This is a genomic window from Vibrio neptunius (genome assembly GCA_019339365.1).
Lineage (GTDB): Bacteria > Pseudomonadota > Gammaproteobacteria > Enterobacterales > Vibrionaceae > Vibrio > Vibrio neptunius.
The window spans coordinates 1,711,926-1,736,614 of the sequence record CP079860.1; the positions used below are offsets into that span (position 1 = coordinate 1,711,926).

General features: G+C 45.0%; 18 protein-coding genes and 2 pseudogenes. 13 read left to right on the forward strand and 7 right to left on the reverse strand.

Features of this window, described 5'->3' with window-relative positions:
- Positions 1-4 precede the first annotated feature (4 nt).
- Complete coding sequence (locus tag KW548_24525; protein ID QXX08735.1) at positions 5-580, reverse strand: DUF479 domain-containing protein; 576 nt, start codon at positions 578-580, stop codon at positions 5-7.
- Positions 581-1,160: 580 nt separating this feature from the next.
- On the opposite strand from KW548_24525, the gene KW548_24530 reads away from it, so the two are divergent.
- Together KW548_24530 and msrB are read left to right on the forward strand one after the other, a co-directional pair.
- The gene (locus KW548_24530) at positions 1,161-2,366 is read left to right on the forward strand and encodes an aromatic amino acid transporter (GenBank protein ID QXX08736.1); all 1,206 of its coding nucleotides are present in this window, start codon (positions 1,161-1,163) and stop codon (positions 2,364-2,366) included.
- 146 nt (positions 2,367-2,512) lie between these two features.
- The gene (msrB, locus tag KW548_24535) at positions 2,513-3,649 is read left to right on the forward strand and encodes a peptide-methionine (R)-S-oxide reductase MsrB (GenBank protein QXX08737.1); all 1,137 of its coding nucleotides are present in this window, start codon (positions 2,513-2,515) and stop codon (positions 3,647-3,649) included.
- A gap of 231 nt (positions 3,650-3,880) precedes the next feature.
- Here the strand turns inward: msrB and dbpA are convergent, their stop codons facing one another.
- Together dbpA and folE are read right to left on the reverse strand one after the other, a co-directional pair.
- Positions 3,881-5,257: an ATP-dependent RNA helicase DbpA gene (dbpA, locus tag KW548_24540; GenBank protein QXX08738.1), complete on the reverse strand. Its 1,377-nt coding sequence runs from the start codon at positions 5,255-5,257 to the stop codon at positions 3,881-3,883.
- A 112-nt stretch (positions 5,258-5,369) separates the two neighbouring features.
- On the reverse strand, positions 5,370-6,023 hold the full coding sequence (folE, locus tag KW548_24545) for a GTP cyclohydrolase I FolE (protein ID QXX08739.1): 654 nt from the start codon (positions 6,021-6,023) through the stop codon (positions 5,370-5,372).
- Between the two features lie 263 nt (positions 6,024-6,286).
- Here folE and moeA point away from each other — a divergent pair, with 263 nt between their 5' ends.
- The 4 genes from moeA to KW548_24565 all read left to right on the forward strand — a co-directional run bounded on the left by moeA (position 6,287) and on the right by KW548_24565 (position 9,809).
- Positions 6,287-7,522, forward strand: coding sequence for a molybdopterin molybdotransferase MoeA (gene moeA, locus KW548_24550; GenBank protein ID QXX08740.1), 1,236 nt, complete (start codon positions 6,287-6,289; stop codon positions 7,520-7,522).
- An 11-nt stretch (positions 7,523-7,533) separates the two neighbouring features.
- Positions 7,534-8,283, forward strand: coding sequence for a molybdopterin-synthase adenylyltransferase MoeB (gene moeB, locus KW548_24555; protein ID QXX08741.1), 750 nt, complete (start codon positions 7,534-7,536; stop codon positions 8,281-8,283).
- A 301-nt stretch (positions 8,284-8,584) separates the two neighbouring features.
- The gene (locus tag KW548_24560) at positions 8,585-8,905 is read left to right on the forward strand and encodes a hypothetical protein (protein QXX08742.1); all 321 of its coding nucleotides are present in this window, start codon (positions 8,585-8,587) and stop codon (positions 8,903-8,905) included.
- A gap of 76 nt (positions 8,906-8,981) precedes the next feature.
- The gene (locus KW548_24565; protein ID QXX08743.1) at positions 8,982-9,809 is read left to right on the forward strand and encodes a sulfurtransferase; all 828 of its coding nucleotides are present in this window, start codon (positions 8,982-8,984) and stop codon (positions 9,807-9,809) included.
- A 632-nt stretch (positions 9,810-10,441) separates the two neighbouring features.
- Here the strand turns inward: KW548_24565 and KW548_24570 are convergent.
- Complete coding sequence (locus tag KW548_24570) at positions 10,442-11,422, reverse strand: sugar-binding transcriptional regulator (GenBank protein QXX08744.1); 981 nt, start codon at positions 11,420-11,422, stop codon at positions 10,442-10,444.
- A 453-nt stretch (positions 11,423-11,875) separates the two neighbouring features.
- Here KW548_24570 and tal point away from each other — a divergent pair, with 453 nt between their 5' ends.
- Complete coding sequence (gene tal / locus KW548_24575; protein ID QXX08745.1) at positions 11,876-12,826, forward strand: transaldolase; 951 nt, start codon at positions 11,876-11,878, stop codon at positions 12,824-12,826.
- Between the two features lie 83 nt (positions 12,827-12,909).
- Positions 12,910-14,901, forward strand: a complete 1,992-nt coding sequence (gene tkt / locus KW548_24580) for a transketolase (protein ID QXX08746.1) — start codon at positions 12,910-12,912, stop codon at positions 14,899-14,901.
- 50 nt (positions 14,902-14,951) lie between these two features.
- Here tkt and KW548_24585 read toward each other — a convergent pair whose 3' ends face one another.
- The gene (locus KW548_24585; protein ID QXX08747.1) at positions 14,952-15,422 is read right to left on the reverse strand and encodes an Lrp/AsnC family transcriptional regulator; all 471 of its coding nucleotides are present in this window, start codon (positions 15,420-15,422) and stop codon (positions 14,952-14,954) included.
- Positions 15,423-15,573: 151 nt separating this feature from the next.
- Between KW548_24585 and KW548_24590 the strand changes: the two genes are divergently transcribed.
- The gene (locus KW548_24590; protein ID QXX08748.1) at positions 15,574-16,536 is read left to right on the forward strand and encodes a hypothetical protein; all 963 of its coding nucleotides are present in this window, start codon (positions 15,574-15,576) and stop codon (positions 16,534-16,536) included.
- A 29-nt stretch (positions 16,537-16,565) separates the two neighbouring features.
- Here KW548_24590 and KW548_24595 read toward each other — a convergent pair whose 3' ends face one another.
- Positions 16,566-18,128: a methyl-accepting chemotaxis protein gene (locus KW548_24595; GenBank protein QXX08749.1), complete on the reverse strand. Its 1,563-nt coding sequence runs from the start codon at positions 18,126-18,128 to the stop codon at positions 16,566-16,568.
- Between the two features lie 242 nt (positions 18,129-18,370).
- Here KW548_24595 and KW548_24600 point away from each other — a divergent pair, with 242 nt between their 5' ends.
- Both KW548_24600 and KW548_24605 read left to right on the forward strand, forming a co-directional pair.
- Positions 18,371-19,900 carry a diguanylate cyclase gene (locus KW548_24600; GenBank protein ID QXX08750.1) on the forward strand — a complete coding sequence of 510 codons (1,530 nt, stop codon included), beginning with the start codon at positions 18,371-18,373 and terminating at the stop codon, positions 19,898-19,900.
- Positions 19,901-20,026: 126 nt separating this feature from the next.
- A complete protein-coding gene (locus KW548_24605; protein QXX08751.1) occupies positions 20,027-20,722 on the forward strand; it encodes a transporter substrate-binding domain-containing protein in 696 nt (231 codons plus the stop codon).
- Positions 20,723-20,819: 97 nt separating this feature from the next.
- On the opposite strand, the gene KW548_24610 is transcribed toward KW548_24605, so the two are convergent.
- Positions 20,820-21,299, reverse strand: a complete 480-nt coding sequence (locus KW548_24610) for a GrpB family protein (GenBank protein QXX08752.1) — start codon at positions 21,297-21,299, stop codon at positions 20,820-20,822.
- Between the two features lie 508 nt (positions 21,300-21,807).
- Here KW548_24610 and KW548_24615 point away from each other — a divergent pair.
- Positions 21,808-23,284: pseudogene (locus KW548_24615) on the forward strand (lytic polysaccharide monooxygenase).
- Between the two features lie 419 nt (positions 23,285-23,703).
- Positions 23,704-24,647: pseudogene (gene ylqF / locus KW548_24620) on the forward strand (ribosome biogenesis GTPase YlqF).
- The last annotated feature ends 42 nt before the right edge of the window (positions 24,648-24,689 follow it).

The following is a 24,689-nucleotide window of genomic DNA, read 5'->3' on the forward strand; positions in this document are numbered from 1 at the left end:
TCTATCAGAATCTTTTCGCAGCGTTTAGTACCTCTGGGTACAAGGTATGGAATATTTCTTTCAATGGTTGATAACGCTGTTCTAACGTATCGAAACAATGCGAGAGCTCCCCCATTCTTGGCGAACGAGTAGACATTCTTTGCAGCGCGTATTCGATATTCTCAATTTCTTGATAGGATTCTAACCACCGACCTTTCCACATCGCCCCGCTGACAGCCATAAAACGCTCGGGAAGTGTTTCTGGGTATTCAGCAAGGACTTTACGTTCGGCATCAAGACAAAAATCTCGCAAGCTAGTGGCATGGTACTGTTGCCACTCAGACGCCAGACAGTGATCCCAGAACATATCCAATGCAATTCCAGAAAAACGCCGACTCTTTCCGGGAAAGTACTCTTTGGCTTTTAACATCAGTGCATGACTGTCGGTTGTAGTGTCGACAAACCGGTGCAGCTTTATTCCTTGGACGATATCGGCTGAATAGCGGTGTTCAGGGTTACCTTTTACAAAGTCCCCGAGCAAATTTCCCAACATGCTCGACTCGCAGTGTTGTGCTATGTGAAGGTGGGCGAGGTAATTCATAGTGCTAACTAGTACGAAACAATCATTTCATAAAAGCACAAAGCCAGCGCATTTGCACTGGCTCTTTCTGGTATCAACGTGAATGTTGATTTCAACGAACGATTATTTATTGAAGATTTCTTCTGCTAGCGCTTCGATTGACTGTTCATACTCTGACAGTTCAAAACCAATCTCCATAGCATCTAGCAATTCAAGGCATTCTTCGTTCAATGTTTGGTCACTCATTCTGACCTCCTTAATTACAAACAACTTTATAGACCTGCTTTCAAGTCTGTACATGAATATAAGGTCTATTGCTCCTTTTTAAACCACTTATATGACAGTTTTTTGAAAGAACAAAGTAAATAATCAATGCGATATGATTTTTATCGCAAGTAAACGTTTGCCTTGCTGAATGTCATCTAAAACCGGACTAACCGTAAATAAAAAATTACACACGTGGTTATTTAAATGTACATTTAGCTTGTAATTATCGATTTAATTCCACAAAATGCCTTAAAAGTAGATTTTGCCTACTGGAATATGCATTCATTTCAGTTTTAAAATCCAAATCAAATAGAAAACGTAAAGAAAATTATACATGACTAAATCAAAGGTTCTGGGTAGTACTTTGATCATCGCCGGCACGACTATCGGTGCAGGTATGCTCGCTCTACCTCTTGCTTCTGCCGGAATTGGCTTCACTACTTCACTCATCATCATGGTCGCGCTTTGGGCACTAATGGCTTATACCGCTCTACTGATGGTTGAACTCCACCAACACGCAGACGCGAGTGCAACATTGCATACTCTTGCCAAGCAGTTTCTGGGGCAAAAAGGCAAATGGGTCGCCAGCTTTTCTATGCTGTTTTTGTTCTACTCACTTTGTGCAGCATACATAGCAGGCGGTGGTGCACAGTTTGGTGAGCGCATTTCGCAATTTACTGGTGTCGAAATCTCGGGAATGACCTCAACCGTCATCTTTACGATAGTAGTCGCCGCTGTGGTGACCATCGGCACTGCTACGGTCGACAAAGTGAATCGCATACTGTTCACTATCAAACTGATCGCGATGGCGATGGTTTTGACGTTTCTTGCACCGAATGTGACTGAGTCGTACCTGCTGAGCATGCCTGTCGAGCAAGGTCTTGTCGTCGCCGCTATTCCGGTCATCTTTACGTCTTTCGGATTCCACGGCAGTATCCCTGCTATCGTGAACTACCTAGATGGCAATACCCCTTCGCTGCGCAAAGCCATTATTGTTGGCTCTTCTATTCCTTTGATCATTTACGTTTTCTGGCAAATTGTAACCCTTGGTGTGGTCAGCCAAGATACGTTGGTCGATAACCAAGGTCTAAGCGGGCTGATTTCAACGCTGTCGACCAAAGTTCACCAGTCAGGCCTTGGTCAGACAATCGGTGTTTTTGCTGACTTAGCACTGCTGACTTCTTTCTTAGGCGTGAGTTTGGGTCTGTTTGAATTCCTAGGCGATAGCTTCAACAAGAAGAAAACCGCTTCTAGCCGCATCGTCGTTGGTGCTATTACCTTTGTCCCGCCAATGGGCTTCGCCCTGTTCTACCCACAAGGCTTTATTATGGCTCTTGGATACGCAGCGATTGCGCTAGCAGTTTTAGCCATCTTCCTTCCTATTATGATGGTCAAGAGAGCTCGTATAGCAGAGGAAACTCAAGGTGGCTACCAAGTGTTTGGTGGTACAGCAGGTTTGATGATCAGCGGTACCGTTGGCTTTGTCATCATCGCAGCCCAGCTGCTCATCACTATGGGTGTTTTGCCTTCACTAGGCTAATTTCAACGTTTCATTTAAAGGGCGGCTTTTCAGCTGCCCTTTTTGTTTTCTAATCGAAAAATCTGCAGAAAAATGAAATCGAATGCAATTTTTCCTTCAACTTGCCTTTCTTATTAGTCAAAGACAAAGCAATCGAAGAGGTTGATATGAAAGTGAAGTCGAAGATAGTGTTTGCCGCTATTGCCCTAACCGCTGTGCTCGCGTCGTTTTTTGGCACAGCAAGTAGCGATGTTACAAGAAACTCGGCTTACGGCGACTATCAGGTCGCTACATTAGCGGGTGGCTGTTTCTGGTGTACAGAGTCGGACTTGGAAAAACTACATGGTGTGATTGATGTCGTTTCTGGTTATTCGGGTGGCGAGCTAGAAAACCCGACCTACCAGCAGGTCTCTTCTGGTAAGTCCGGTCACATTGAAGTGATCGAAGTAAAATATGACCCAGAAGCCGTGAGTTACGAACAAGTCCTCGACCAATTCTTCCGTCATATAGATCCAACAGACAACAAAGGCTCCTTTGTTGACCGTGGCCCTCAGTACCGCCCTGCGATTTTCTACCATAACGATGAACAAAAGCAGGTTGCAGAAAACTTTATGGCGGAAATCGAAGCACTTGGTGTTTTTAAAAAGCCGCTTAAAACCGAGCTGATTCAGTTCACCAAGTTCTGGCCAGCAGAGAACTATCATCAGGATTACTACAAACGTAATAAGATCCGTTACAACTATTATCGTTACGCATCAGGCCGCGATCAGTACCTAGATGACATCTTTGGTGATGATCGAGAAAAAAATCCTAAGACACTGCGCCAGCTGATTGATGATCACAAGGCTGTTTCAAACGTAAAACCTTACAGCAAGCCCTCTGATAAACAGATTAAAGCTAAGTTAACCGATCTCCAGTATTACGTTACTCAGGAAGAAGGAACCGAGCGAGCTTTCAGTAACGAGTATTGGGATAACAAACAACACGGTATTTACGTAGACATCGTGTCGGGTGAGCCTCTGTTTTCTTCTACTGATAAGTACAAGTCGGGGACAGGATGGCCGAGTTTTACCAAACCTATTAATGAGGCGTACATCGTCACTAAAACGGATTTCCATTTGGTCTACCCAAGAACAGAAGTGAGAAGTCGATTTGCTGACTCCCACTTGGGCCACGTTTTTAAAGATGGTCCCGCACCAACGGGCCTGCGCTATTGCATGAATTCAGCCGCCATGAAGTTCATTCCGGTCGAGGAGTTGGAAGAACAAGGTTACGGTGAGTACATGTATCTATTCGACAGTTAATCCATCCAAACAGTCGAGACCAAAGCCAACCTAAACAAAGGGTCGGCTTTTCTTTTTATTGCCGCTGCTAAATGCATACAAAGTTTGAGTTGGAACATCACGACTCGGACAGCCCATTAATTCAAAGCGATCTCGGCTGGTCTGTAAGCCTTGGGGTTACTTACAAATTTACGCAGTAGCAAACGAAAAAAGCCTCCGGTGCGGAGGCCTTAAAAAAACTGAGTGGGAGCGTTACTTCATCACACGAGCTTTAAAGTTACGCCCTTTCATTTTACCATTTTGAAGCTGCTTCAATGCGGGTTTTACAATCTCGTGTTCAACGGCTACATAAGAAACCATTGGAAGAATGTTGATCTTGCCGATTTTCTTCCCATCCAGTCCAGCCTGTTTCGTCAGAGCACCTAATATATCTCCAGCACGAACTTTCTGCTTCTTACCGCCCAGGATCTGAATCGTCTGCATTTTAGGGTAGAAAGGTCTCTCAACTGGTTTTTCTGGTAGTACAGCTGGAGAGATCTCGATATCCATGTATTCATCTATACGTGCGACACGATATTCTTCTTTCTCACTGTAGAAGCTAAACGCAACACCTTTAGAACCTGCTCGACCAGTGCGGCCAATTCGATGGACATGCACTTCAGGGTCGCGTGACAATTCAAAATTGAACACAGCATCAAGGTTATCAACATCAAGGCCACGCGCTGCTACGTCCGTCGCTACAAGAATTGAGACACTTTTGTTAGCAAACATGGTCAATGCCTGTTCGCGTTCACGCTGCTCCATATCACCATGAAGCTCGACAACGCTAAACCCACGGTGGCTTAGCTCATCAGTCACCTTCTGGACTTCTTTCTTGGTGTTACAGAACACAACGGACGACTCAGGTTTGTGTGTCAGTAATAACGCTTCCAGAGCATTATCACGCTCTTCTGTTGTGTTTAACTTGTAGAATCGCTGTTCGATGGTCGTTGTCTGATGCGTTGACTCCACTTTGATCATTTGCGGATCACGCATCACTTTCGACGCTAAGGACTCAATGTTTTTCGGGAACGTCGCACTAAACAATAAAGTTTGTCTTTCTTGAGGCGCTTCATCAATGATGGCGTCAATGGCCTCTTCAAAGCCCATTTCCAACATTCGATCAGCTTCATCCAGAACCAAAGTGTTCATCTCAGCGAGATTGATACGACCTTTAGAAAGGTGATCCAAAATACGCCCAGGCGTACCCACCAAGATATGCGCGCCATGCTCTAGCGAGCCAATTTGAGGCCCCATCGGCATACCGCCACACAATGTGAGCACTTTGATGTTGTGAATGCCACGTGCCAGTGTACGAACCTCTTTTGCTACCTGATCGGCGAGCTCGCGAGTTGGACAAAGTACCAAGGTCTGAACACGGAAGCGTTTAACGTTCAAATTACTCAGTAATCCAAGAGTAAACGCCGCTGTTTTGCCCGAGCCTGTCTTGCCTTGGCCAATCACGTCTTTGCCTTCAAGAACAATCGGCAATGCCTGTTGCTGTATTGGCGTCATTTCCGTGTAGTTAAGGCTGTTCAGTGTCTCTATCAGTTCACTTCTAAGATTCAGGCTCTTAAATGAGGTTGTCACAAGTGTATCCTTCAAGGATGGCTAACGAATGTAGATCCGTAAGCAGTTAAAATGTAAAAACCGCTTCAACAAGGAAGCGGTTTTGAATAATTCGTAAAGCGTATCGGCCGCTCTAACGAATTCCGTGTAGGAACTCGTGGCGCGTCGCCGAGTTGCTCTTAAAAATACCACCTAACGCGGTGGTGGTGGTTTCGCTTGTTGCATCCATCACACCACGTGATTTCACACAGTAGTGTGTGGCATCAATGGTGACTGCAACATCATCAGATTCTAGCAGAGTTTGTAGTGCGACTAGAATTTGTTGAGTCATGCGCTCTTGCACTTGAGGGCGCTGCGCAAAGAAACGAACGATGCGGTTAATCTTAGACAAGCCAATGATTTTTCCGCGCGGAATATACGCCACAGTCGCACGGCCATCAATCGTCACTAGGTGATGCTCACAAGTGCTTGTCAGTGTGATGCCTTTTACGCGCACCATTTCACTCACGTCCATCTTGTTTTCAATCACCGTGATTTTTGGGAAGTTGGCGTAATCAAGGCCAGAGAAAATCTCGTCAACGTACATCTTTGCAATGCGATGCGGCGTTTCTTCAAGACTGTCATCGGTAAGATCGAGCTCAAGAAGAGAAAGAATTTCACGCATGTGATACTGAATCTTTTCTTTTTTCTCCTCACGACTGATTTGGTTCGGTAACATTGGCGTCTCCAAACCGCGGCTTTCTAGCGCATCTTTTACCAACTTCGCGGATTCGCTAAGACCTGACATTCGACTTCCTCTTACATAACCTTGCCGTTTAAACTTCAACCACTTGATTTGATTGAGGCGACAGACAAACTCTCGGCCCACTACTGAGCAACTGAACATACCCATAAATAAAGGGACTTTCCCCTTTTGGATGGCTGACAAGGATACTCGGATTTTTGAGTAATTACATCCATATTTTATCCGTGGTCATTATTATGACTACGACTTCTGTGATAGAGTAATTTTCATTAATAGCTCATATAATAACGATTTAGGACACGATTATGGGTTGCTGTGATGCTCCTGGCTTGATGCCAATCGAAGATGCGATGGAACAAATGCTGTCGCCAATTAAACCAATCCAAACCACCTTACAACTGCCTCTTGCCGAAGCCATTGGCTATGTTCTTGCTGAAGATATACTTTCCCCTATTTTCGTTCCGCCTTTTGATAACTCAGCAATGGACGGATACGCAATTCGTATTGCCGACTTAAACAACAATAATGTTCTGCCTTTAGCGGGTAAATCTTTTGCAGGCCAACCTTTTGAGGGCGAATGGCCCAAAGGCACATGCGTTCGCATTATGACGGGCGCTCAAATTCCTGATGGCTGTGATGCCGTCATCATGCAGGAAAATACCGAGCAGACAGAACAAGGCGTGCAGTTCAATCAAACTAACGTGAAGCCGCAGAATAACATTCGTCCTACAGGTGATGACATTCGCAAAGATGACGTGGTACTGCCTAAAGGTGCGCGCCTTACCGCGCGAGATATCCCGATGATTGCCACTTTGGGTATCAGCCATGTCACTGTCGTTCGTAAGCCTCGCGTTGCCTTCTTCTCAACAGGTGATGAGCTGAAGCCCCTTGGTGAGCCTCTCGAAGCAGGCCAGATTTACGACAGTAATCGTTACGGCATAAAACCTCTGATTGAAAACTTCGGCTGTGAACCTGTCGATCTTGGTATTGTTCCTGATTGCCCACAAGAGCTAAAAGCAACGTTCGAAAAAGCGCAGACTTTAGCTGACGTTGTTGTAACATCGGGTGGTGTGAGTGTCGGTGAAGCCGACTATACCAAAGAGTTATTGGAACAACTCGGGCAAATCGGCTTCTGGAAGCTTGCCATCAAGCCGGGTAAGCCATTTGCATTTGGCAAGTTATCGACCGCTTGGTTCTGCGGACTTCCAGGTAACCCAGTGTCAGCAGTGCTAACAATGTACGTTCTTGTTCAGCCTATGTTAGCGAAACTTGCCGGACACACTGAATGGAAAGCACCTGAATCCATTCCAGCTATCACTCGCAGTGCATTTAAGAAAGCACCGGGACGCACAGACTATCAACGCGGCGTTTACACCATCGAAGATGGCAAGTTTGTGGTAGAAACGACAGGAAACCAAAGTTCAGGCGCTTTCCGCTCTATGAGCTTGGCAAATTGCTTTGTCGTTTTGGAACGTGAGCGTGGCCGTGTTGAAGTCGGTGAAACCGTGAATATCCAGTTGTTCAATTCAACCCTATATTAGGAGTGAGCACATTGGAGATCCTTTCCGATCAAGAAATGCTTCGCTACAACCGTCAAATCATACTCAAGCAGTTTGATTTTGACGGCCAGGAAGCACTAAAGCAAAGCTCGATTTTGATTCTTGGTGCTGGTGGGCTTGGCTGCGCGTCAAGCCAATACCTAGCAACAGCAGGGGTCGGCTCTCTGACCTTAATTGATGATGACGTTGTAGAACTGTCTAATCTGCAACGCCAAGTACTTCATCATGACGATGACGTTGGTAAGAAGAAAGTCCTCTCGGCCTCTGAATCTCTGCAACAACTGAACCCTCACCTAGAAGTGCGAACGATAGATCAACGTTTGAGTGATGAGGATTTAAAGACAGAAATCGAGCAGCATACATTAGTGCTTGATGCATCGGATAACGTAGAGACTCGTAATCAGCTTAACCGCCTCTGCTACCAGTTAAAAACACCACTTGTTTCAGGTGCAGCAATAAGAATGGAAGGCCAAGTCAGTGTCTTCACTTATCAGGATAAAGCACAACCTTGTTACCAGTGTTTAAGCTCGCTATTCGGCTCAGCAGCATTAAGCTGTGTTGAAGCTGGAGTCATGGCGCCAGTTGTCGGCATCATCGGCGCGGTACAAGCTATGGAAGCGATCAAAGTTATCGCCAATTATGGACGGGCGAAAGAAGGTAAGGTTTTGATTCTCGATGCGATGACCATGTCATGGCGAGAAATGAATCTGATGAAAATGCCGAATTGCCCCGTTTGTAGCTAAACTCACCATAAACGGTCAGGAGTACAAAGGTTATTAGGATCTGTTGACCTTTTGAGCTGATTTTTGCAGCAGTTTGTGGGTTCTTTATACAAGGCAGAGGGTTTGAAATGTAGTTGCCCTACCTGATAAGCCGATAACGCAGTAGAAAGGAACCACAAACGCTGCCCAGAGGGTTCGGCTAAAAGCGTTTTACTCTTTGTTGAGAGGTGTTTTGCTTAGGTCACTAGGCGACAAACCTCTCGCCGCGACTAAAACGCTTTTATCTCGAACAAAATTTAACCGCAAAAGGTCAACAGACCCTATGAACAACCCGAAAATATTTCTGGCCGCCCTGCTCCTGTTAGCACTGGTCTTGCTTGGACTGATAGCGATCAATAAGCCAAAGCAAACCACTAGAGTTCAAGCGCTTGTCTTAACTCAAACTCTCACCCAGTCACTTGATGGAAATCGACGCTTTCTGAATATTGAATTTGGCGATGGTGGCCAAACTATGATTAGCATCCCGCCTCAAACTGAATGCCCTGTCAATTCCATCGTGGAACTTGACAAGAAATCCTCACCCTTTTCTGACGCTATCAGCTATCGCTATGTACAGTGCAACACCTATACCAATAAACATTAACTGTCCCTGTTGTGACCTCTACAGCCCTGTTGTAAATTAGTTGCATAAAATTCATAAACTTATATAAGGAAGTATTATGTCACCCTTGATCACTCCAAAACAGCTCGCTGAACTGCAACAAACGGGAAAGTTGGTTGTACTAGATACAAGTATTGAATTTCAGATCCCATCAGAGCCGGAAAAAGACAATCAGAACTTAATTCCAAATACTATTCGCTTTGATTACGATTCTGTGTTTTGCGATCCTGACGCTTCTCTTCCTCATATGATGCCTTCAGAATACCGCTTCAACCAGCTAGCAAAGAGCATTGGTCTGAATCAAGATTCCATCATTGCGGTCTACGACAACAGCGGGACTTTTGCTTCTCCGCGCGCATGGTGGATGCTAAGAGCAATGGGACATAAAGAAGTGTATATATTGAATGGTGGCCTGACCGAGTGGAAGCTAGCTGGATATGACACTGTCACTTCTTACAAAAATGCCGCTACTGAAGGTAACTTTAACGGCAAACTCGACCCTTCTTTCTTTGTTGATGCGCAATACGTACTTGACCAAATCCCGAACGCGTCCAACCAGACCGTTGACGCACGCTCTCATGCGCGATTCAATGCCGAAGTCGCCGAGCCAAGACCTGGTGTGCGAGCTGGCCATATTCCAAATTCAGTATGTCAGCCTTTCGCTGAGTTGATGGAAGGTCACAAACTCAAACCTATTAGCGATCTAAAATCAATCTTGGAACGCTCAATGGATAGCAGCAAATCTCAACACATTTTCAGCTGTGGCTCAGGGGTAACGGCAGCGATTGTTCTTCTCGCTGCACAACTTTGCGGATATCAAAACCTTTCAGTGTATGACGGTTCGTGGACCGAATGGGGTGCAGACGACAGTTTACCGATCAGCTAGCGTTCATTTCACACCAAGGGCAGCCAATAACGGCTGCCTTTTCTTTTTTACTGAACCTACAATCAAAAATGCCTAAGTATGTCGCTGCCTTGAAAGCAGTTGGCGCATCTATTTCAACTTTCCCATTTTGTCGAACAGGCCATTGACGAATAAAAACGTAGTAGGTAAAGCGCCGACATCAAATCAAATGCGCTCCTTAGCTCCATGATGGCCTTCAAGATTTTGACGATTTACTATGTAAATCCGTGTACTAATTAGGTCATGTATATCGATTCTGTTGGCTTGCAACACGCCACGTGCATGTTGTCAAACCTGTACAACCTGATCTTAGGTACTTCGCTAAGCTCATTGATACCCAATTGCCCTGCGATGTGAAATCGTGTCTAGCCTGATGGAATTATGTGCTGACCTATTCTCGCCGTTGAAGACGACTTAAAGGAAGGCAAGTTTACGCGATTAAAAGCGGATGGGATGAGCCTTAAAGCGTCAGTCTTAGCTGTACACAACTGCGGCTTGCAGATGCCCGCTAGAATTAGGGCATTTATGGATTTCGTAAAAGAGAAAGCAAAGGGCAAATTATAAGAGAAGCACGAGGACATGACTCGTGCTTTTGGGCGAACATTCTCTCGCGGTCATTTCATTTGCTCATCTAGGTTAAGTACAGTGAGTGCGTTGCTTACGCTGGTGGCAATCACATCAATCACGCCTGTTCTCAGCGCCCCGAGCATCGCCAATGGCTTACTGTTCTCAGCCGCAATGGCAATCACTTCTGAGATTGGGCGAAATTCTTCAATACTTAGACCAATAACGCGATCACTCATGACGGTTTTGGCAGACTGCCCCTGAATATCGAAGAAATCATAGCCAGCAAAATCACCAACAACCCCTTGAAGCATGCGAGATTGAACCACTTCATCTGCTGTAAACCAACCTAAGTCGACCATATAGCTGTTCTCACTCATATCGCCAATCCCGACCAAAGCGACATCGGCCTTACGAGCGAGATCCAGCGTTTGCTTGACTGTCGCATTTTGCATAAACGCGTGTTTCTGTTCTGGGTTTTCTGCGTATGCAGGAGCATAAAGCGTTTCTGATGTACCACCATAGCTCTTGGCAAATTGTCGGCAGATATGATCAGCGTTAAACATACCGCCGCGAGGGTGAATCCCGCCGATACCACAGACAAACTTCACATCTCGTTGAGGAATAACGCCAATATGATGGGCAACCGCGGAGACATTCCTTCCCTGACCGACAGTCACAACAGACCCATTTTGAATGGAGCTGGCCATGTATTTGGATACTAACCCTGCCACTTGCAAACGTTGCTGCTCTTCGCTCGGCTGATCAAGTGCAACCAGAGCGCGCTTAACACCAAACCTTTCAATGAGCCTTTGCTCGATCTTGGCACTGAATACGGGGTGATATTTGACGGTAATCTCAACGATACCCTCATCACGAGCCTGCTTTAGCATCCGCCCTACTTTTGCCCGCGATACAGAAAACTTCTTGGATATTTCTTCCTGGGTTGCCCCGTCCTGATAATAGGCAACGGAGATTTCGGTCAGTAGATCAGCGCTGTCATCAGACATATCTTGTTGTGACTTGCTCATTTTGCTTGGGTTCCTATAGGGTAAAATACCTATGACATCTGCTCAGTGCTGTAGCATATGTCATCACTATAGATAATTGCAACATTTGCTCACCACTGCGACAAATTCTCAGGCTATTTATTATGCTCTGCATATTCTCTCTAACCCTTGCCATGCCTTGGCAAACGTTTAAATCGAATAGCCGACAAAAGCAATTGGAAAAATAGTTGATGAACATCACCATAACCTTCAATTAGCGATTGACATTCTGTCTGGATGAGATAAATATGAACCCATCATTTACTCATCGTTAGAGCAAATGTTCACAACAAATGCTCTCACGCTGAAATTTATTCCGGTTAGTTGATTTAATGAACTCGGAAAGGGTTAAAAAACGATTAGCTAACTCGCTTGCAATTGCACCACTCACATTAACTGTTTTTATGTGAACGCCCATTAAATAGGATGATCGAAATGAGCAACAAATTAGAGCAACTTCGTAAACTAACGACTGTCGTAGCAGACACTGGTGAAATCGATGCGATTAAAAAATACCAGCCAGAAGATGCAACGACTAACCCTTCTCTGATTCTTAAAGCCGCTCAAATCGAAGAATACGCGCCTCTTATCGACGCTTCTATCGAATACGCAAAATCTCAAAGCAGCGACAAAGCTCAGCAAGTACAAGACACTTGCGACATGCTTGCAGTCAACATCGGTAAAGAAATCCTAAAGACTATCCCTGGTCGTATCTCTACAGAAGTAGACGCTCGTCTTTCTTACGACATGGAAGGCAGCGTTGCTAAAGCTCGCCAGCTAGTAAAAATGTACAACGATGCGGGCATCACTAACGACCGCATCCTAATCAAACTGGCTTCTACTTGGGAAGGTATCCGCGCAGCTGAGATCCTTGAAAAAGAAGGCATCAACTGTAACCTAACGCTTCTATTCTCATTTGCTCAGGCTCGTGCTTGTGCTGAAGCTGGCGTGTTCCTAATTTCTCCATTCGTTGGTCGTATCATGGACTGGTACAAAGCGAAAGAAGGCCGTGATTTCGAAGCTTCAGAAGATCCAGGCGTACTATCTGTATCTAAGATCTACAACTACTACAAAGAATACGGCTACAACACAGTGGTTATGGGCGCAAGCTTCCGTAACATCGGCGAGATCCTAGAACTTGCTGGCTGTGACCGTCTAACTATCGCTCCTGCTCTTCTTGCTGAACTAGAAGCTGCGGAAGGTGAAGTGGTAGAGAAGCTAGTTGACTCTAAAGGTGCTAAAGAGCGCCCTGCTGCTATGACTCACGCAGAGTTCCTATGGGATCACAACCAAGATGCAATGGCCGTTGAGAAACTGGCTGAAGGTATCCGCAACTTCGCTGTTGACCAAGGCAAACTTGAAGCGATGATCGAAGCTAAGCTTTAATCTCAAATTATTTTAAAAAGGGGAACGTTGGCGTTCCCCTCTTAATTTTCCTTTATAGAATTTAATAATATTCGGTATTTATTATGGATCGTAAACATCTAGCTAATGCTATCCGTGCCCTTAGCATGGACGGCGTACAACAAGCCAACTCTGGTCACCCAGGCGCACCTATGGGTATGGCTGACATCGCTGAAGTTCTTTGGCGCTCTCACCTAAATCACAACCCAGCAAACCCAGAGTGGGCTGACCGCGACCGTTTCGTGCTATCAAATGGCCACGGCTCAATGCTGATTTACTCTCTGCTTCACCTTGCCGGTTACGAGTTGTCTATCGATGACCTGAAAAACTTCCGTCAACTGCACTCTAAGACGCCAGGTCACCCAGAGTACGGTTACGCACCGGGTATCGAAACGACGACTGGCCCACTAGGTCAAGGTATCACTAACGCGGTAGGTATGGCGCTGGCTGAGAAAACACTAGCAGCACAATTCAACAAAGAAGGCCACGACATCGTTGACCACTTCACTTATGCATTCATGGGTGACGGCTGTCTGATGGAAGGTATTTCTCACGAAGCCTGTTCTTTAGCAGGTACGCTAGGTCTTGGTAAGTTAATCGCGTTCTGGGATGACAACGGCATCTCTATCGATGGTGAAGTAGAAGGTTGGTTCTCTGACGATACACCTAAGCGTTTCGAAGCGTACGGCTGGCACGTCATCCCAGCAGTAGACGGTCACGACTCTGAAGCGATTAACGCAGCGATTATCGCGGCGAAAGCAGACCCACGTCCTACCCTAATCTGTACTAAAACTATCATTGGTTTTGGTTCACCAAACAAATCGGGGTCACACGACTGCCATGGTGCTCCACTAGGCGCTGAAGAAATTGCAGCTACACGTAAAGAACTTGGTTGGGAGCACGGTCCTTTTGAAATCCCAGCAGATGTATACGCTGAGTGGGATGCAAAAGAAGCGGGCGCAGCGAAAGAAGCGGCGTGGAATGCGAAGTTTGACGCATACGCTGCAGCTTATCCTGCAGAAGCGGCAGAGCTTAAGCGTCGCCTGAACGGTGAGCTGCCAGCTGAGTGGGAAGAGAAAGCAACACAAATCATTGCAGACCTTCAAGCTAACCCTGCCAACATCGCATCACGTAAAGCGTCTCAAAACGCACTAGAAGCATTCGGTGCTATGCTACCTGAATTCCTAGGCGGCTCTGCTGACCTTGCCCCTTCTAACCTAACTATGTGGTCTGGTTCTAAGTCTGTTTCAGCTGAAAACCCAGCAGGTAACTACATCCACTATGGTGTACGTGAATTCGGTATGACGGCTATCATGAACGGTATCGCTCTGCACGGTGGTTTCGTACCATACGGCGCAACCTTCCTAATGTTCATGGAATACGCGCGTAACGCAATGCGTATGGCGGCTCTGATGAAAGTGCAAAACATCCAAGTTTACACGCACGACTCTATTGGCCTTGGCGAAGATGGCCCAACTCACCAACCGGTTGAGCAAATGGCTTCTCTACGTCTAACGCCAAACATGAGCACATGGCGCCCATGTGACCAAGTGGAATCAGCAGTGGCTTGGAAACTGGCTATCGAACGTAAAGATGCACCGACGTCACTTATCTTCTCTCGTCAAAACCTTGCACAGCAAGAGCGTGACGCTGAGCAAGTAGCGAACATTGCTAAGGGTGGTTACATCCTGAAAGATTGCGCAGGCAAGCCAGAGCTTATCCTTATCGCAACCGGCTCTGAAGTTGAGCTAGCAGTGAACGCTGCGGCTGAACTGACTGCTGAAGGCAAGCAAGTACGTGTTGTTTCCATGCCATCAACAGATGCATTCGACAAGCAAGATGCCGCTTACCGTGAAGCGGTTCTGCCATCTGACGTGACGGCACGTATCGCGGTAGAAGCGGGTATTGCTGACTTCTGGTACAAGTACGTTGGTTTCGACGGGCGTATCATCGGTATGACCACCTTCGGTGAATCTGCACCAGCAGGTGAGCTGTTCAAGATGTTCGGCTTCACCACTGAAAACGTTGTCAACACAGCGAAAGAGCTTTTAGCTTAATTATTGAATCATTGAACGAAAACGCCCTGCTACGCTAGCAGGGCGTTTTTTTATTCAATCTCTTCTACATTCACTTCAGTGCTGAACTTTACCGTGCGAGTCGAGACCGATGTATGAAATTTGCGTATGTTCTTATCTTGATGCAAGACCTGTTCAATAAACTTTTCATACGCTTTGATATCTGGAACGCTCACCACCAGCATGAAATCGTAGCCTCCCGTGATCTGATAGCATTGAGTGACTTCAGGTGCTTTGGTTATCGATTGGCGAAACACGCTGTATATATCAGGTCTATCTCGCTCCATTTCGACTGAAACAATCAAGTTCATCTTATTACCGGCCAGCTCGGGATTGATGATAGAGACATCACCCGTGATCACCTTGTCTTCCCGAAGCCGTTTTACCCTCTTCAAACAAGCTGGCGGCGACAACCCCACTTCTTCCGCCAACTCTACATTCGCAATACGATTATTCTTTTGCAGTATCGACAAAATCTTCCTGTCTAAACGGTCAATTTCCATAATTTCTCCAGAGAGCACTTTTAAGAAATTTTAACACAAAGTTAACTCAATAAAGAAATATGAGGCATAGCAAGCATGCAAATTACACATCCATATTTCTCATGTCTTTATTAATATTTGTGCCATCGAATCATTCAGTGTGGAATTCAACATGGAAAAGTTACAACGTTTCTTTTATGACCTTTTTAAAGAAATAATCGATGTCACCTGGACTCTGTATAAAGTGATGATTCCAATTATCATCGTCATTAAAGTTGTTGAAGAGCTAGGAGGCGTTGCATTGCTTAGCCAATGGCTGAGTCCTTTGATGAATTTTGTCGGTTTACCCGATGAAATGGGCTTAGTTTGGGCGACAACTCTGCTTACTAATATGTACGCAGGGCTATTGATCTTTATGAGCACCAACAGTGAACTCACCGTGGCTCAGATCTCGATTTTGGGGTCATTAATGCTCATCGCACACTCAATCCCGATTGAAGCAGCAATTGCCAAGCGCGCTGGTGTGAGTATTGCGATGACAACGTTAGTCAGAGTTGGGGGTGGACTGGTGTTTGCGTGGGTTCTCCACCAGATTTATCAGTTCGGCGATTTGCTAAATACACCGGCCCAGATCGTTTGGAATCCAGAAGTACCTCCAGAGCAAACTTATTTGCAATGGGCGTGGTCACAAGTCGAAAACTTATTCGTGATACTTGTCATCATTGCCGTCTTATTATTTACCTTAAAGATGCTAAAGCTGCTCGGTGTGGAGAAGTTAATGGCGATGGCACTCAAGCCTGTTCTATCTGTATTAGGGATAAGCAGAGAGGCGACTAACCTAACCATAGTCGGCATTACATTAGGTATTTCTTTCGGTGGCGGCCTGCTGATCAACGAAGCGAAACGAGGCCACATACCAGCACGAGATGTGTTTACCGCCGTCATGTTGCTTAACTTGGCCCACAGCATGATTGAAGACACCATTCTCGTATTGTTGATTGGTGCAGACTTCGTATCGATATTTTGGGGAAGGTTGCTGTTTGCTTTTGTCGTCATCGCTATTATGTCACAGATCCTTAAGCGTATAAGCGAGCCCACCTGTCAGAGATATCTTTACAAAAGCGTTCAGCAATAATAAAGGCCCTGCTGGTGCAGGGCCTTGGTTTATTTTTCTTCAAATCGCTGAGCTAACTGATAAAACTCGTTGACTTGATTGCGTAACTCTTGTGAGTGCAGATTAACGGAATGCGTCGCTGCTAGGTTTTGCTCAGCCGCAGAGGCTATTGACTGAATGTGCAAATTTACATCGCTGGAAAGCTGGCGTTGTTTCGTTGCCGCATCTTCAACCGTACTCATCAAGTCGTTCATCGATTGCATCATGGTTTCGACTTCAGATAAACGCTTTGCGCTTACTTCTGCTACTGCACCACATGCATCTGTTTGTTCACGGTTGGCAATGATGTCGCGTTGCCAACCTTCAATCGTCGTCAACATGGTTTCAATACTGTCTTTAATTTGCAATGTGGCATTGGAAGTTCTGCCTGACAATGCACGAACTTCGTCCGCTACCACCGCAAAACCACGTCCCTGCTCACCAGCACGGGCGGCCTCAATCGCAGCGTTTAACGCCAGTAAGTTGGTTTGTTCTGCGATCCCACCGATTTCTTCCATCATCTGGCTGACGTTTTGAGCCTGTTCACTCAGTTGATACGTGGTATTGGTCGCTTTTTCAGCCTGAACACTGAGTTTCTCTAAATTGACATGAGTCTGGTCGATAGTGTCTTTCGCAAGCAGACACGTTTTGAGTGTCACATCAATCAAATCATGTGCTTCGTGTGTGCTGGTTGAAACCTCGTTGGCGGACGCTTCCACGTCTTCGGTCGCTTCACGAACTTGACGAATATCTTTCGTTTGCTGCTCAAGGGCTTGCGTTACCTGCAAGGTTGTTGCGCTTAAGCCATCAGACAGATCTTGCAGCGGTTTAGCTGAATCCGTCATCCTGCCTAACACGGTTCTAATTCGTGCAGAAAGAAGCTTAATATGGAAATCTGCAATTGAGAATTGAGTATTGCCAGAATAGATCAGACGACTGACACTATCATATTTTGACTGAAGCTTTTTCAACTGTTTAGGCGTATCGACCAATTCTTGCCTGAAAAGCAATACGGCCACCGAGATTGGGAGTGCACTAGCGACCCAACTCGCAATGCCTTCGAGTGACAATAGATTCGCAATGATGGGGGCAGATAGAGAACCAATTAACATGGCATAACGCAGAGTGTCGGGAATTTTCAGTGAGACACTTTTGCCTGTTTTCTCAGCGTGCAGCAAAGATTGATAGGCTTTGTCAGCCACTGTGACCCACTCTCTTTTAGGTTTAACACGCACCGACTGATAACCCGTTATCTCACCATTTGCGTAGATAGGCGTTACGTAGGCATCTACCCAATAAAAGCCTCCTGTTTTAGTGCGATTTTTTACAATACCCCGCCATGCTTTACCTTGTTTTAGGTTCGCCCACATATCTGCGAATGCAGCTTTAGGCATAGTGCTATGACGCACAATATTGTGATTTTGACCCAGCAGTTCTTCCTGAGTGAATTCGGCAATACGACAAAAAGCCTCGTTACTGTAGGTAATGACGCCTTTCAGATCAGTAGTCGACACCAACTGTTCGTTGGCGTCAAGCAAGGTTTCGCGTTCCGACGAAGTTTGACTAGCAATCATGAATGTAAACTTTTGTTGTAGTTATGTGGCACGGGAATATAAACAATAAATGAAATTATGACAAAATATTAAAGTAGTCACATGTAACACTTTTAGATTATTTGAAGATTTTTTTGTTTTAAACACAATGCCTTCGCTCCTATCGAAACAATCTAGCCCGTTAATGACTGGCTCAAGTCAGAAATGATCTCTACAATAACGGTGCAATATTGCCCACTCCTTGTTCAGGTAGCGCTTTTTTAGTGGTTAAATTAAAACACTTCAGTCTTAAACAGTTAACCATTCTGGTTTCTATCTCTGTTGTTCTCTTATTTCTCGTTTTCTATTTTACGTTTAAGGCGCTCTGGAGCCATGAGCTTGCCGTAGAGGCTTCAAAAAAGAGACAAGAGTTCGAGATCGAGCGTGTGCAAACCGTATTGAAAATGGAAGAACTCGAACTGAGAGCATCTCTTGAAGATTATGCCGCTTGGACAACGTTGACACGTTATGTACAACAGCCTAGCGACGCTTTCATAACGGACAGCATAGGTCCGCATGCATTTGAGTCCAAACTGATCGACGGTATGATCATTTTCGATCACCAACTTGATGTAAAATGGAGCGCTTTATACCGAGATGGACAAGTTCACTCCACTCAGTTTATCGAGCTCAATGACCCTGCTGTCGTCAATAAACTTCTTGTCCAATCGATCAACGCTTCAAGCGCTAAGGTATCTTCACACATCAAATATGCGGTGCACCAAAATGAACCTTACATGGTTGCGTCGGCCCGAATCTGCCTGAGTGACGGCAAATCCTGTGATTTCGGTTACATCGTATTTATTCGTAAGATTCGTAATGACTTTATCGCTGAAATTGAAGCCGCTACAGGTGTGGATATCAACATCCATCCAATAAGTGAACATGATTCCCTACATGGTGTTTTGCCAGATTATGTCTCTATCATTTATCGCACTGATTTCCTCAATGGCAATAACATTGCCATTGAAATTATCCATAACGAGAAACTGCCTACTTTCCTGACGTTCTCAGAAGCGAGCGTGTTGGCTTGTTTTTCACTGGTGATGTTTATTCTTAATTTGTCTGTCGTGTCTAAGCTGATCAAACCGCTTGAGCAGGCTCAAAAAGCCTTACGCCAGTTTCAAAAGTCCGGTGATAAATTGCCAAATGAAGCATCGTTCATCTCAAAAGAAATGAAAAGCTTTGCCCGCGACATAACCAACCTGATTACCGAACTGGACGAAAAACGCGCAATCCTTAAAAAGCAGTCCATTGTTGACCCACTTACCGGTATTGCCAACCGCAGACACCTCTATGAAACAGCGCGTTATTTCATTGAAGAACTAAGTTATAGCCAGATAGGCATCATTTTGGTTGATATCGATCACTTTAAACAGTACAACGATAACTATGGACACGTCGCCGGTGATCGTGCCTTGCGTCTTGTCGCGCAAGCACTGCGAGATGTTGAATCGCCCTATGAGCACTTGGTGTGCCGTTATGGCGGTGAAGAGTTTTGTGTGTTACTCGCAAGCGACATCGAACTTGAGCTTGATGGTTATCTCAGTCAATTGGTGAGTGCAATCCGTCATCTGTCCTTAGAGCATGCCTATTCTCCAACAAAACCCTATATCACTATCAGTGCTGGTGCAACGTCGAAGAAAACTAACACCTACGACCATTTAACCAGCTTATTCCAATATGCGGATCAAGCGCTGTATCAGGTCAAACAGAACGGTCGCAACGGCTACCAAATCATTTCCGCCAATTAAGTTGTGCTCAAGCATCGAGCCTAGTTCCTAGCAAGACATTCACCCCCTACACAGTTGCATTACGAGTTTACCAACGCCCATAGTTAGACTATACCAATGATATGTTCTGCCAAGGGTCACAAAAATATGTCCATCCGATATTGCAGTCTATACTGGCTAGCATTGTTGATTTGTTTTATGCGGTCAGCCGTTGCCGACACGACGATCATTGCGATAGGTGAAGTGTATCAAAATCCAGAACTCAACAAGCTTGCCGGCTTGACTTTGGTTGAAGATCTCGAATTCATATACCAAAAGTCTGGTGTCGAGATAGATTTTGTTTACTTACCGAATGCGAGGGCGATTCGCGCAGTCAGCCAAGGTCGATATCAAGGTTTGGACTTGAGGATATCGAGGCTTGCTCAAGACAAGAATATGATCAAGGTTGACGTTCCTCTCTACTACATCAGTATCTTCATGTATGGCTTTGAAGGGCAATTTTACAGCGAGCTTAGCCAAGTTTCGGACAAAGTACTCGTCTCACAATTAGGCATGAAGTTTACCGAGGAAATCAAAAACTACCAACAGCTTTATTTGGTCGAAAAACATGAACAGGCAGCATTAATGGTCAACAAAGGACGTGCTGATTTATGGCTAGCGCCTAACGTGGTTTACGAGATTCTCAAAGAGAAATATCCAAACATTAAGCCCGTCAGCAAAGCGATTATTCGCGAACCCCTATATCACTACATTCATATTTCCAACAAGCACCTCCTACCGCAATTAGAGCAAGCCGTTAGAGATTTAGTCGCCAATCGACCAAATCGACAGCTAGCGCAATGAAAGCCGTCTTTCGGCCCAAAGCCATAGGGTTCTTGAAGGTACATTCATTAGTCATTCCTATTTGGTGCTCTAAATCGCCGACGCTTAAGGTAACGGATTATCCCTTCAAAGACCCATCCAAGACTTGCTCAATGAAGTCAGATTTCAGCGTTCGATAATCCTCATGTGAGTATCCCTCGCAAGACTGTTTCAGTTTGTTGTAATGCCTCACTAACTCAGGATTCGAGACGAGATAATCACGAAATCGAAGGAAGCATTCATGTTGTGAGCCATTCGCAACAACTTGAAATGCGACGTTATCTGTCTTCGACTCAAGCATGCACAGCTCGGAGGTGCGCAAGGTATTTTGTTTTTCTGAAAACCCTAACGTGGTCAATGTTTGAACTGACTGTTCAAATTGTGATTGCTCAACCCCAACATAAATGTCCAGATCACCTTTTGAAATCGCTCCTGGGATTGCCGAAGAGCCGATATGCTCTACAACCGCATTGGGGAGCAACAAACTCACTTTTCTCTTATAAGATTGAAATTGCGCACGACACAAATCCTGATACTCTTCTGGTAAATAAAACTTCATACTGTCCTCAAGTTAGGCACACTCATGTGGGCTAATTCTACACACATAACAAATTCACACAAAGAATACTAAAAGAAAAAAACATTCACCAAAATAAGTCATGGTCAATTTACCACCAGAACAAACACATTTAAATGTCAAATAAAGGTCATAAGTTTAAATATAAAGAAAGAAATCATTCAATAAATCTATTTATTGGGTAGAGTTCGCAGTTTAATTAAAAAACAAAATCTCTACAGTCAAACACAGCAATTAAAGCTCTTAAATTTCAATAGCCTAGATTAAATAACGCAAAAATAAAAACAAATTGTAAAAAGTTAAACAATTGCGATCTTAATTCATATTCTGAATACAAAACCTTTAATAAGCCAAATCTTAGATTATCTTTAATCTGTTTCTAATAGAAATAACAACAATAAAAATAGACTTCAATCAATAGGTAAAGAATTGATTGATAGTGTTAATTATATAAAACAGTTACTTGTATAAAACGAAATAGAGTAAGAAAATGACAGCGAATAAACACATCTTAAAACTGGCAGTAGGTAGCGCCTTGCTATCTGCCCTGCCGACTCATGTCTATGCACATGGTTGGTCTGAATATCCTAGTGCTCGACAAAATATCTGTTACGAACAAGGCGGTATCTGGTCTGGTAGTCCACCCAATGCCGCTTGTGCAAATGCCAAAAACATTTCGGGGTCTTACCCATTCGTACAGCGCAACGAGTACGCCAAAAACATTACTGACTTTAACAACCCGAGTGCAGTAAAAGCCGCGATTCCAGATGGCACTTTATGCTACGCAAACGATCCTCAGAAACGTGGCATGGGAGCCCCGCATACCGCCTGGACCCGCACAGAAATGAATACGGGTACATTCGAATATGTGTTTAATGCCACGGCACCGCACAACCCTTCATTCTGGGAATTTTACTTAACCAAACCCAATGCTGACCTGTCGAAAGGGCTGGCTTGGGGCGATTTAGATTTGATTCAAGAAACGGGCAATGTGCCAGTAGAGAACGGAAAATATCGAATCAATGTGACTATCCCATCAGAGCGATCGGGTGACGCTATCCTCTTTTGTACGTTGGCAACGAGATGATGCCGCAGGTGAAGGTTTCTACAACTGTTCTGATATTACGATCAAGAATGGTAACACTCCGCCGCCTGAGCCAGCACCACAACCTGATTTGCATCGTGGCTCATCCTTTATCCCGAGTGGAATGGAAGCGCCTCAAATTGGCGATGTTGTAAAATACGACATCATTAACAAAGATGGCGTGGTTGCACGTAGCTTTGATATTAAAGTGAACTCAAATAACGTTGGGGATTGGGATCGTCTCCTAGCGTCTGAGATTAATGGTTGGCACGCCGAATTCAAAGATGGCGCAGTTTTTATCGGTGATTGGCATGAAGAAATGCAGCACTATATGTATTTCCAGAATGATCCGTCACGCAATTTCTTTAACTCCAAAGACAGTCGAGCTTCAGGGTTAATGACCGTTTCCCGCGACGACAATGGCAATGTAGACCCGCTAGCAGGGCAACTCTATGAACTATCGCAAAGTGATAATGTCGTCAATGCAGGTGATAAAGTCGTCATTGTCACCGAAGAAAATGCCACACTGACTCAAACTCAGGGCACACCGGTACAGATTCAGAATAACGGCTCTTCTTCGATCATTATCGATACTCAATCTATCACTCAGAATGAAACGTTAATCTTCTCGGCGAATGCAAACAACAGCGATCGTACTGAAACCTTTACCTTTGAGGTGATGGTAGATGACGGGGGCGTCACGCCTCCACCAACTCCAGAACCGAGCCCAGATGCTTGGAGCTCATCAGCGACTTACATCGGCGGTGAAGTGGTGTCCTATGCCGGTAAGGCGTGGAAAGCACAATGGTGGATTCAAGGCGGTGATGATCCTGAAACCACATACAGTAAGGACAAATGGGGCGTTTGGCGACCAGCAAACTAGCACTCCTGCTACTCATCTCACCACCTAAATAAGTGGATCAATTTTTATCAAATAGCCATCGCGTCTTTTACAGCGCGGTGGCTATTTCTTTGTGCTCAGTTTTCAATCCTAAGTCCACACTCATGATTCGACCTGAATACAGGCTGCGCCATCACCAAGTAACCCAATCAAACTCATGCAAAGATTAACGTTCAAGTCTTAAACAAAGTTACTGGTTGACTACAAGCTAAACAATTGATGTGATTAGTCGCTTTTCTCCCGCCCTTCGTTATGAGATTACTCAAGTCGGTGTTAATATTGTGACCAAGTCAATCTGCCCTACCTTAATCGGCATCACAAACTTGTGATAAACGAACGCTTTGTTATGTTTAAAGTTGCACGGCAGATTAAACCATTAAGTTAGAAGGCAATATTTTCAAATGGTTAACAATACAATTCAATGGTTTCCGGGTCACATGCATAAGGCCCAAAAAGAGATAGCTGAAGCCATCCCTCAAATTGATGTCATTATTGAGGTGCTTGACGCTCGTATCCCTTTTAGCAGCGAAAACCCTATGATCGCCGAGTTAAAGGGTGATAAACCCGTGGTTAAAGTTCTCAATAAACGCGATCTCGCCGATCCAGAGTTAACCCAACTATGGATTGACCATTTTGAGAAAGAGCACAACGTAAAAGCGATTGCGATTACCACTTCTCAACAACAAGAAGTAAACCGCATTATGGAGCTAGTGCGTAAACTGGCTCCTCACCGTGAGGAAATTGGCAAAAACATTCGCACCATGATCATGGGTATCCCGAATGTGGGTAAATCAACCATCATCAATGCTCTTGCAGGTCGCACCATTGCGGTAACGGGCAACCAACCCGCCGTGACACGTCGTCAGCAACGCATCAATCTACAAAACGGTATTGTTTTATCGGATACACCAGGCATTTTATGGCCTAAAGTGGAAAATCCACACAGTGGGTTCCGTTTGGCGGCAACTGGAGCAGTGAAAGACACTGCGATGGAATATGATGAAGTGGCTTTCTATACGGTTGAGTACTTAGCAAAAGCGTACCCGGAGCGCTTGAAAGAGCGCTATCAGATCGAAGAAATGCCGGAAAGTGACATCGAGCTCATGGAAGAGATTGGTCGTCGACGTGGCGCGTTACGCTCTGGCGGACGAGTCGATTTGCACAAGTGTTCGGAAATTTTACTTCATGAATTGCGCAGTGGCACCTTAGGTCAAATAACACTTGAGTTGCCAGAAATGATCACCAAAGAGTTGGTCGAAGTAGAGATTGAAGCGACTCGTAAGGCTGAAGAGAAAGCCAAGAAAAAGAAGAGCGCCGTAAGCGTTACTTAAAAAACAAACGTTAATCACGACAACGGCGGTATCTACCGCCGTTTTTATTCTCGCTT

Bases quoted from the DNA above. Each gene is read 5' to 3' on its own strand.
- KW548_24590 (QXX08748.1), top strand. From the start codon at position 15,574: ATGGAAAAGTTACAACGTTTCTTTTATGACCTTTTTAAAGAAATAATC.
- KW548_24565 (QXX08743.1), top strand. From the start codon at position 8,982: ATGTCACCCTTGATCACTCCAAAACAGCTCGCTGAACTGCAACAAACG.
- folE (QXX08739.1), bottom strand. From the start codon at position 6,023: ATGTCAGGTCTTAGCGAATCCGCGAAGTTGGTAAAAGATGCGCTAGAA.
- msrB (QXX08737.1), top strand. From the start codon at position 2,513: ATGAAAGTGAAGTCGAAGATAGTGTTTGCCGCTATTGCCCTAACCGCT.
- KW548_24560 (QXX08742.1), top strand. From the start codon at position 8,585: ATGAACAACCCGAAAATATTTCTGGCCGCCCTGCTCCTGTTAGCACTG.
- KW548_24585 (QXX08747.1), bottom strand. From the start codon at position 15,422: ATGGAAATTGACCGTTTAGACAGGAAGATTTTGTCGATACTGCAAAAG.
- KW548_24530 (QXX08736.1), top strand. From the start codon at position 1,161: ATGACTAAATCAAAGGTTCTGGGTAGTACTTTGATCATCGCCGGCACG.
- tal (QXX08745.1), top strand. From the start codon at position 11,876: ATGAGCAACAAATTAGAGCAACTTCGTAAACTAACGACTGTCGTAGCA.
- KW548_24610 (QXX08752.1), bottom strand. From the start codon at position 21,299: ATGAAGTTTTATTTACCAGAAGAGTATCAGGATTTGTGTCGTGCGCAA.
- KW548_24570 (QXX08744.1), bottom strand. From the start codon at position 11,422: ATGAGCAAGTCACAACAAGATATGTCTGATGACAGCGCTGATCTACTG.
- tkt (QXX08746.1), top strand. From the start codon at position 12,910: ATGGATCGTAAACATCTAGCTAATGCTATCCGTGCCCTTAGCATGGAC.
- moeA (QXX08740.1), top strand. From the start codon at position 6,287: ATGGGTTGCTGTGATGCTCCTGGCTTGATGCCAATCGAAGATGCGATG.
- KW548_24605 (QXX08751.1), top strand. From the start codon at position 20,027: ATGTCCATCCGATATTGCAGTCTATACTGGCTAGCATTGTTGATTTGT.
- KW548_24595 (QXX08749.1), bottom strand. From the start codon at position 18,128: ATGATTGCTAGTCAAACTTCGTCGGAACGCGAAACCTTGCTTGACGCC.
- KW548_24525 (QXX08735.1), bottom strand. From the start codon at position 580: ATGAATTACCTCGCCCACCTTCACATAGCACAACACTGCGAGTCGAGC.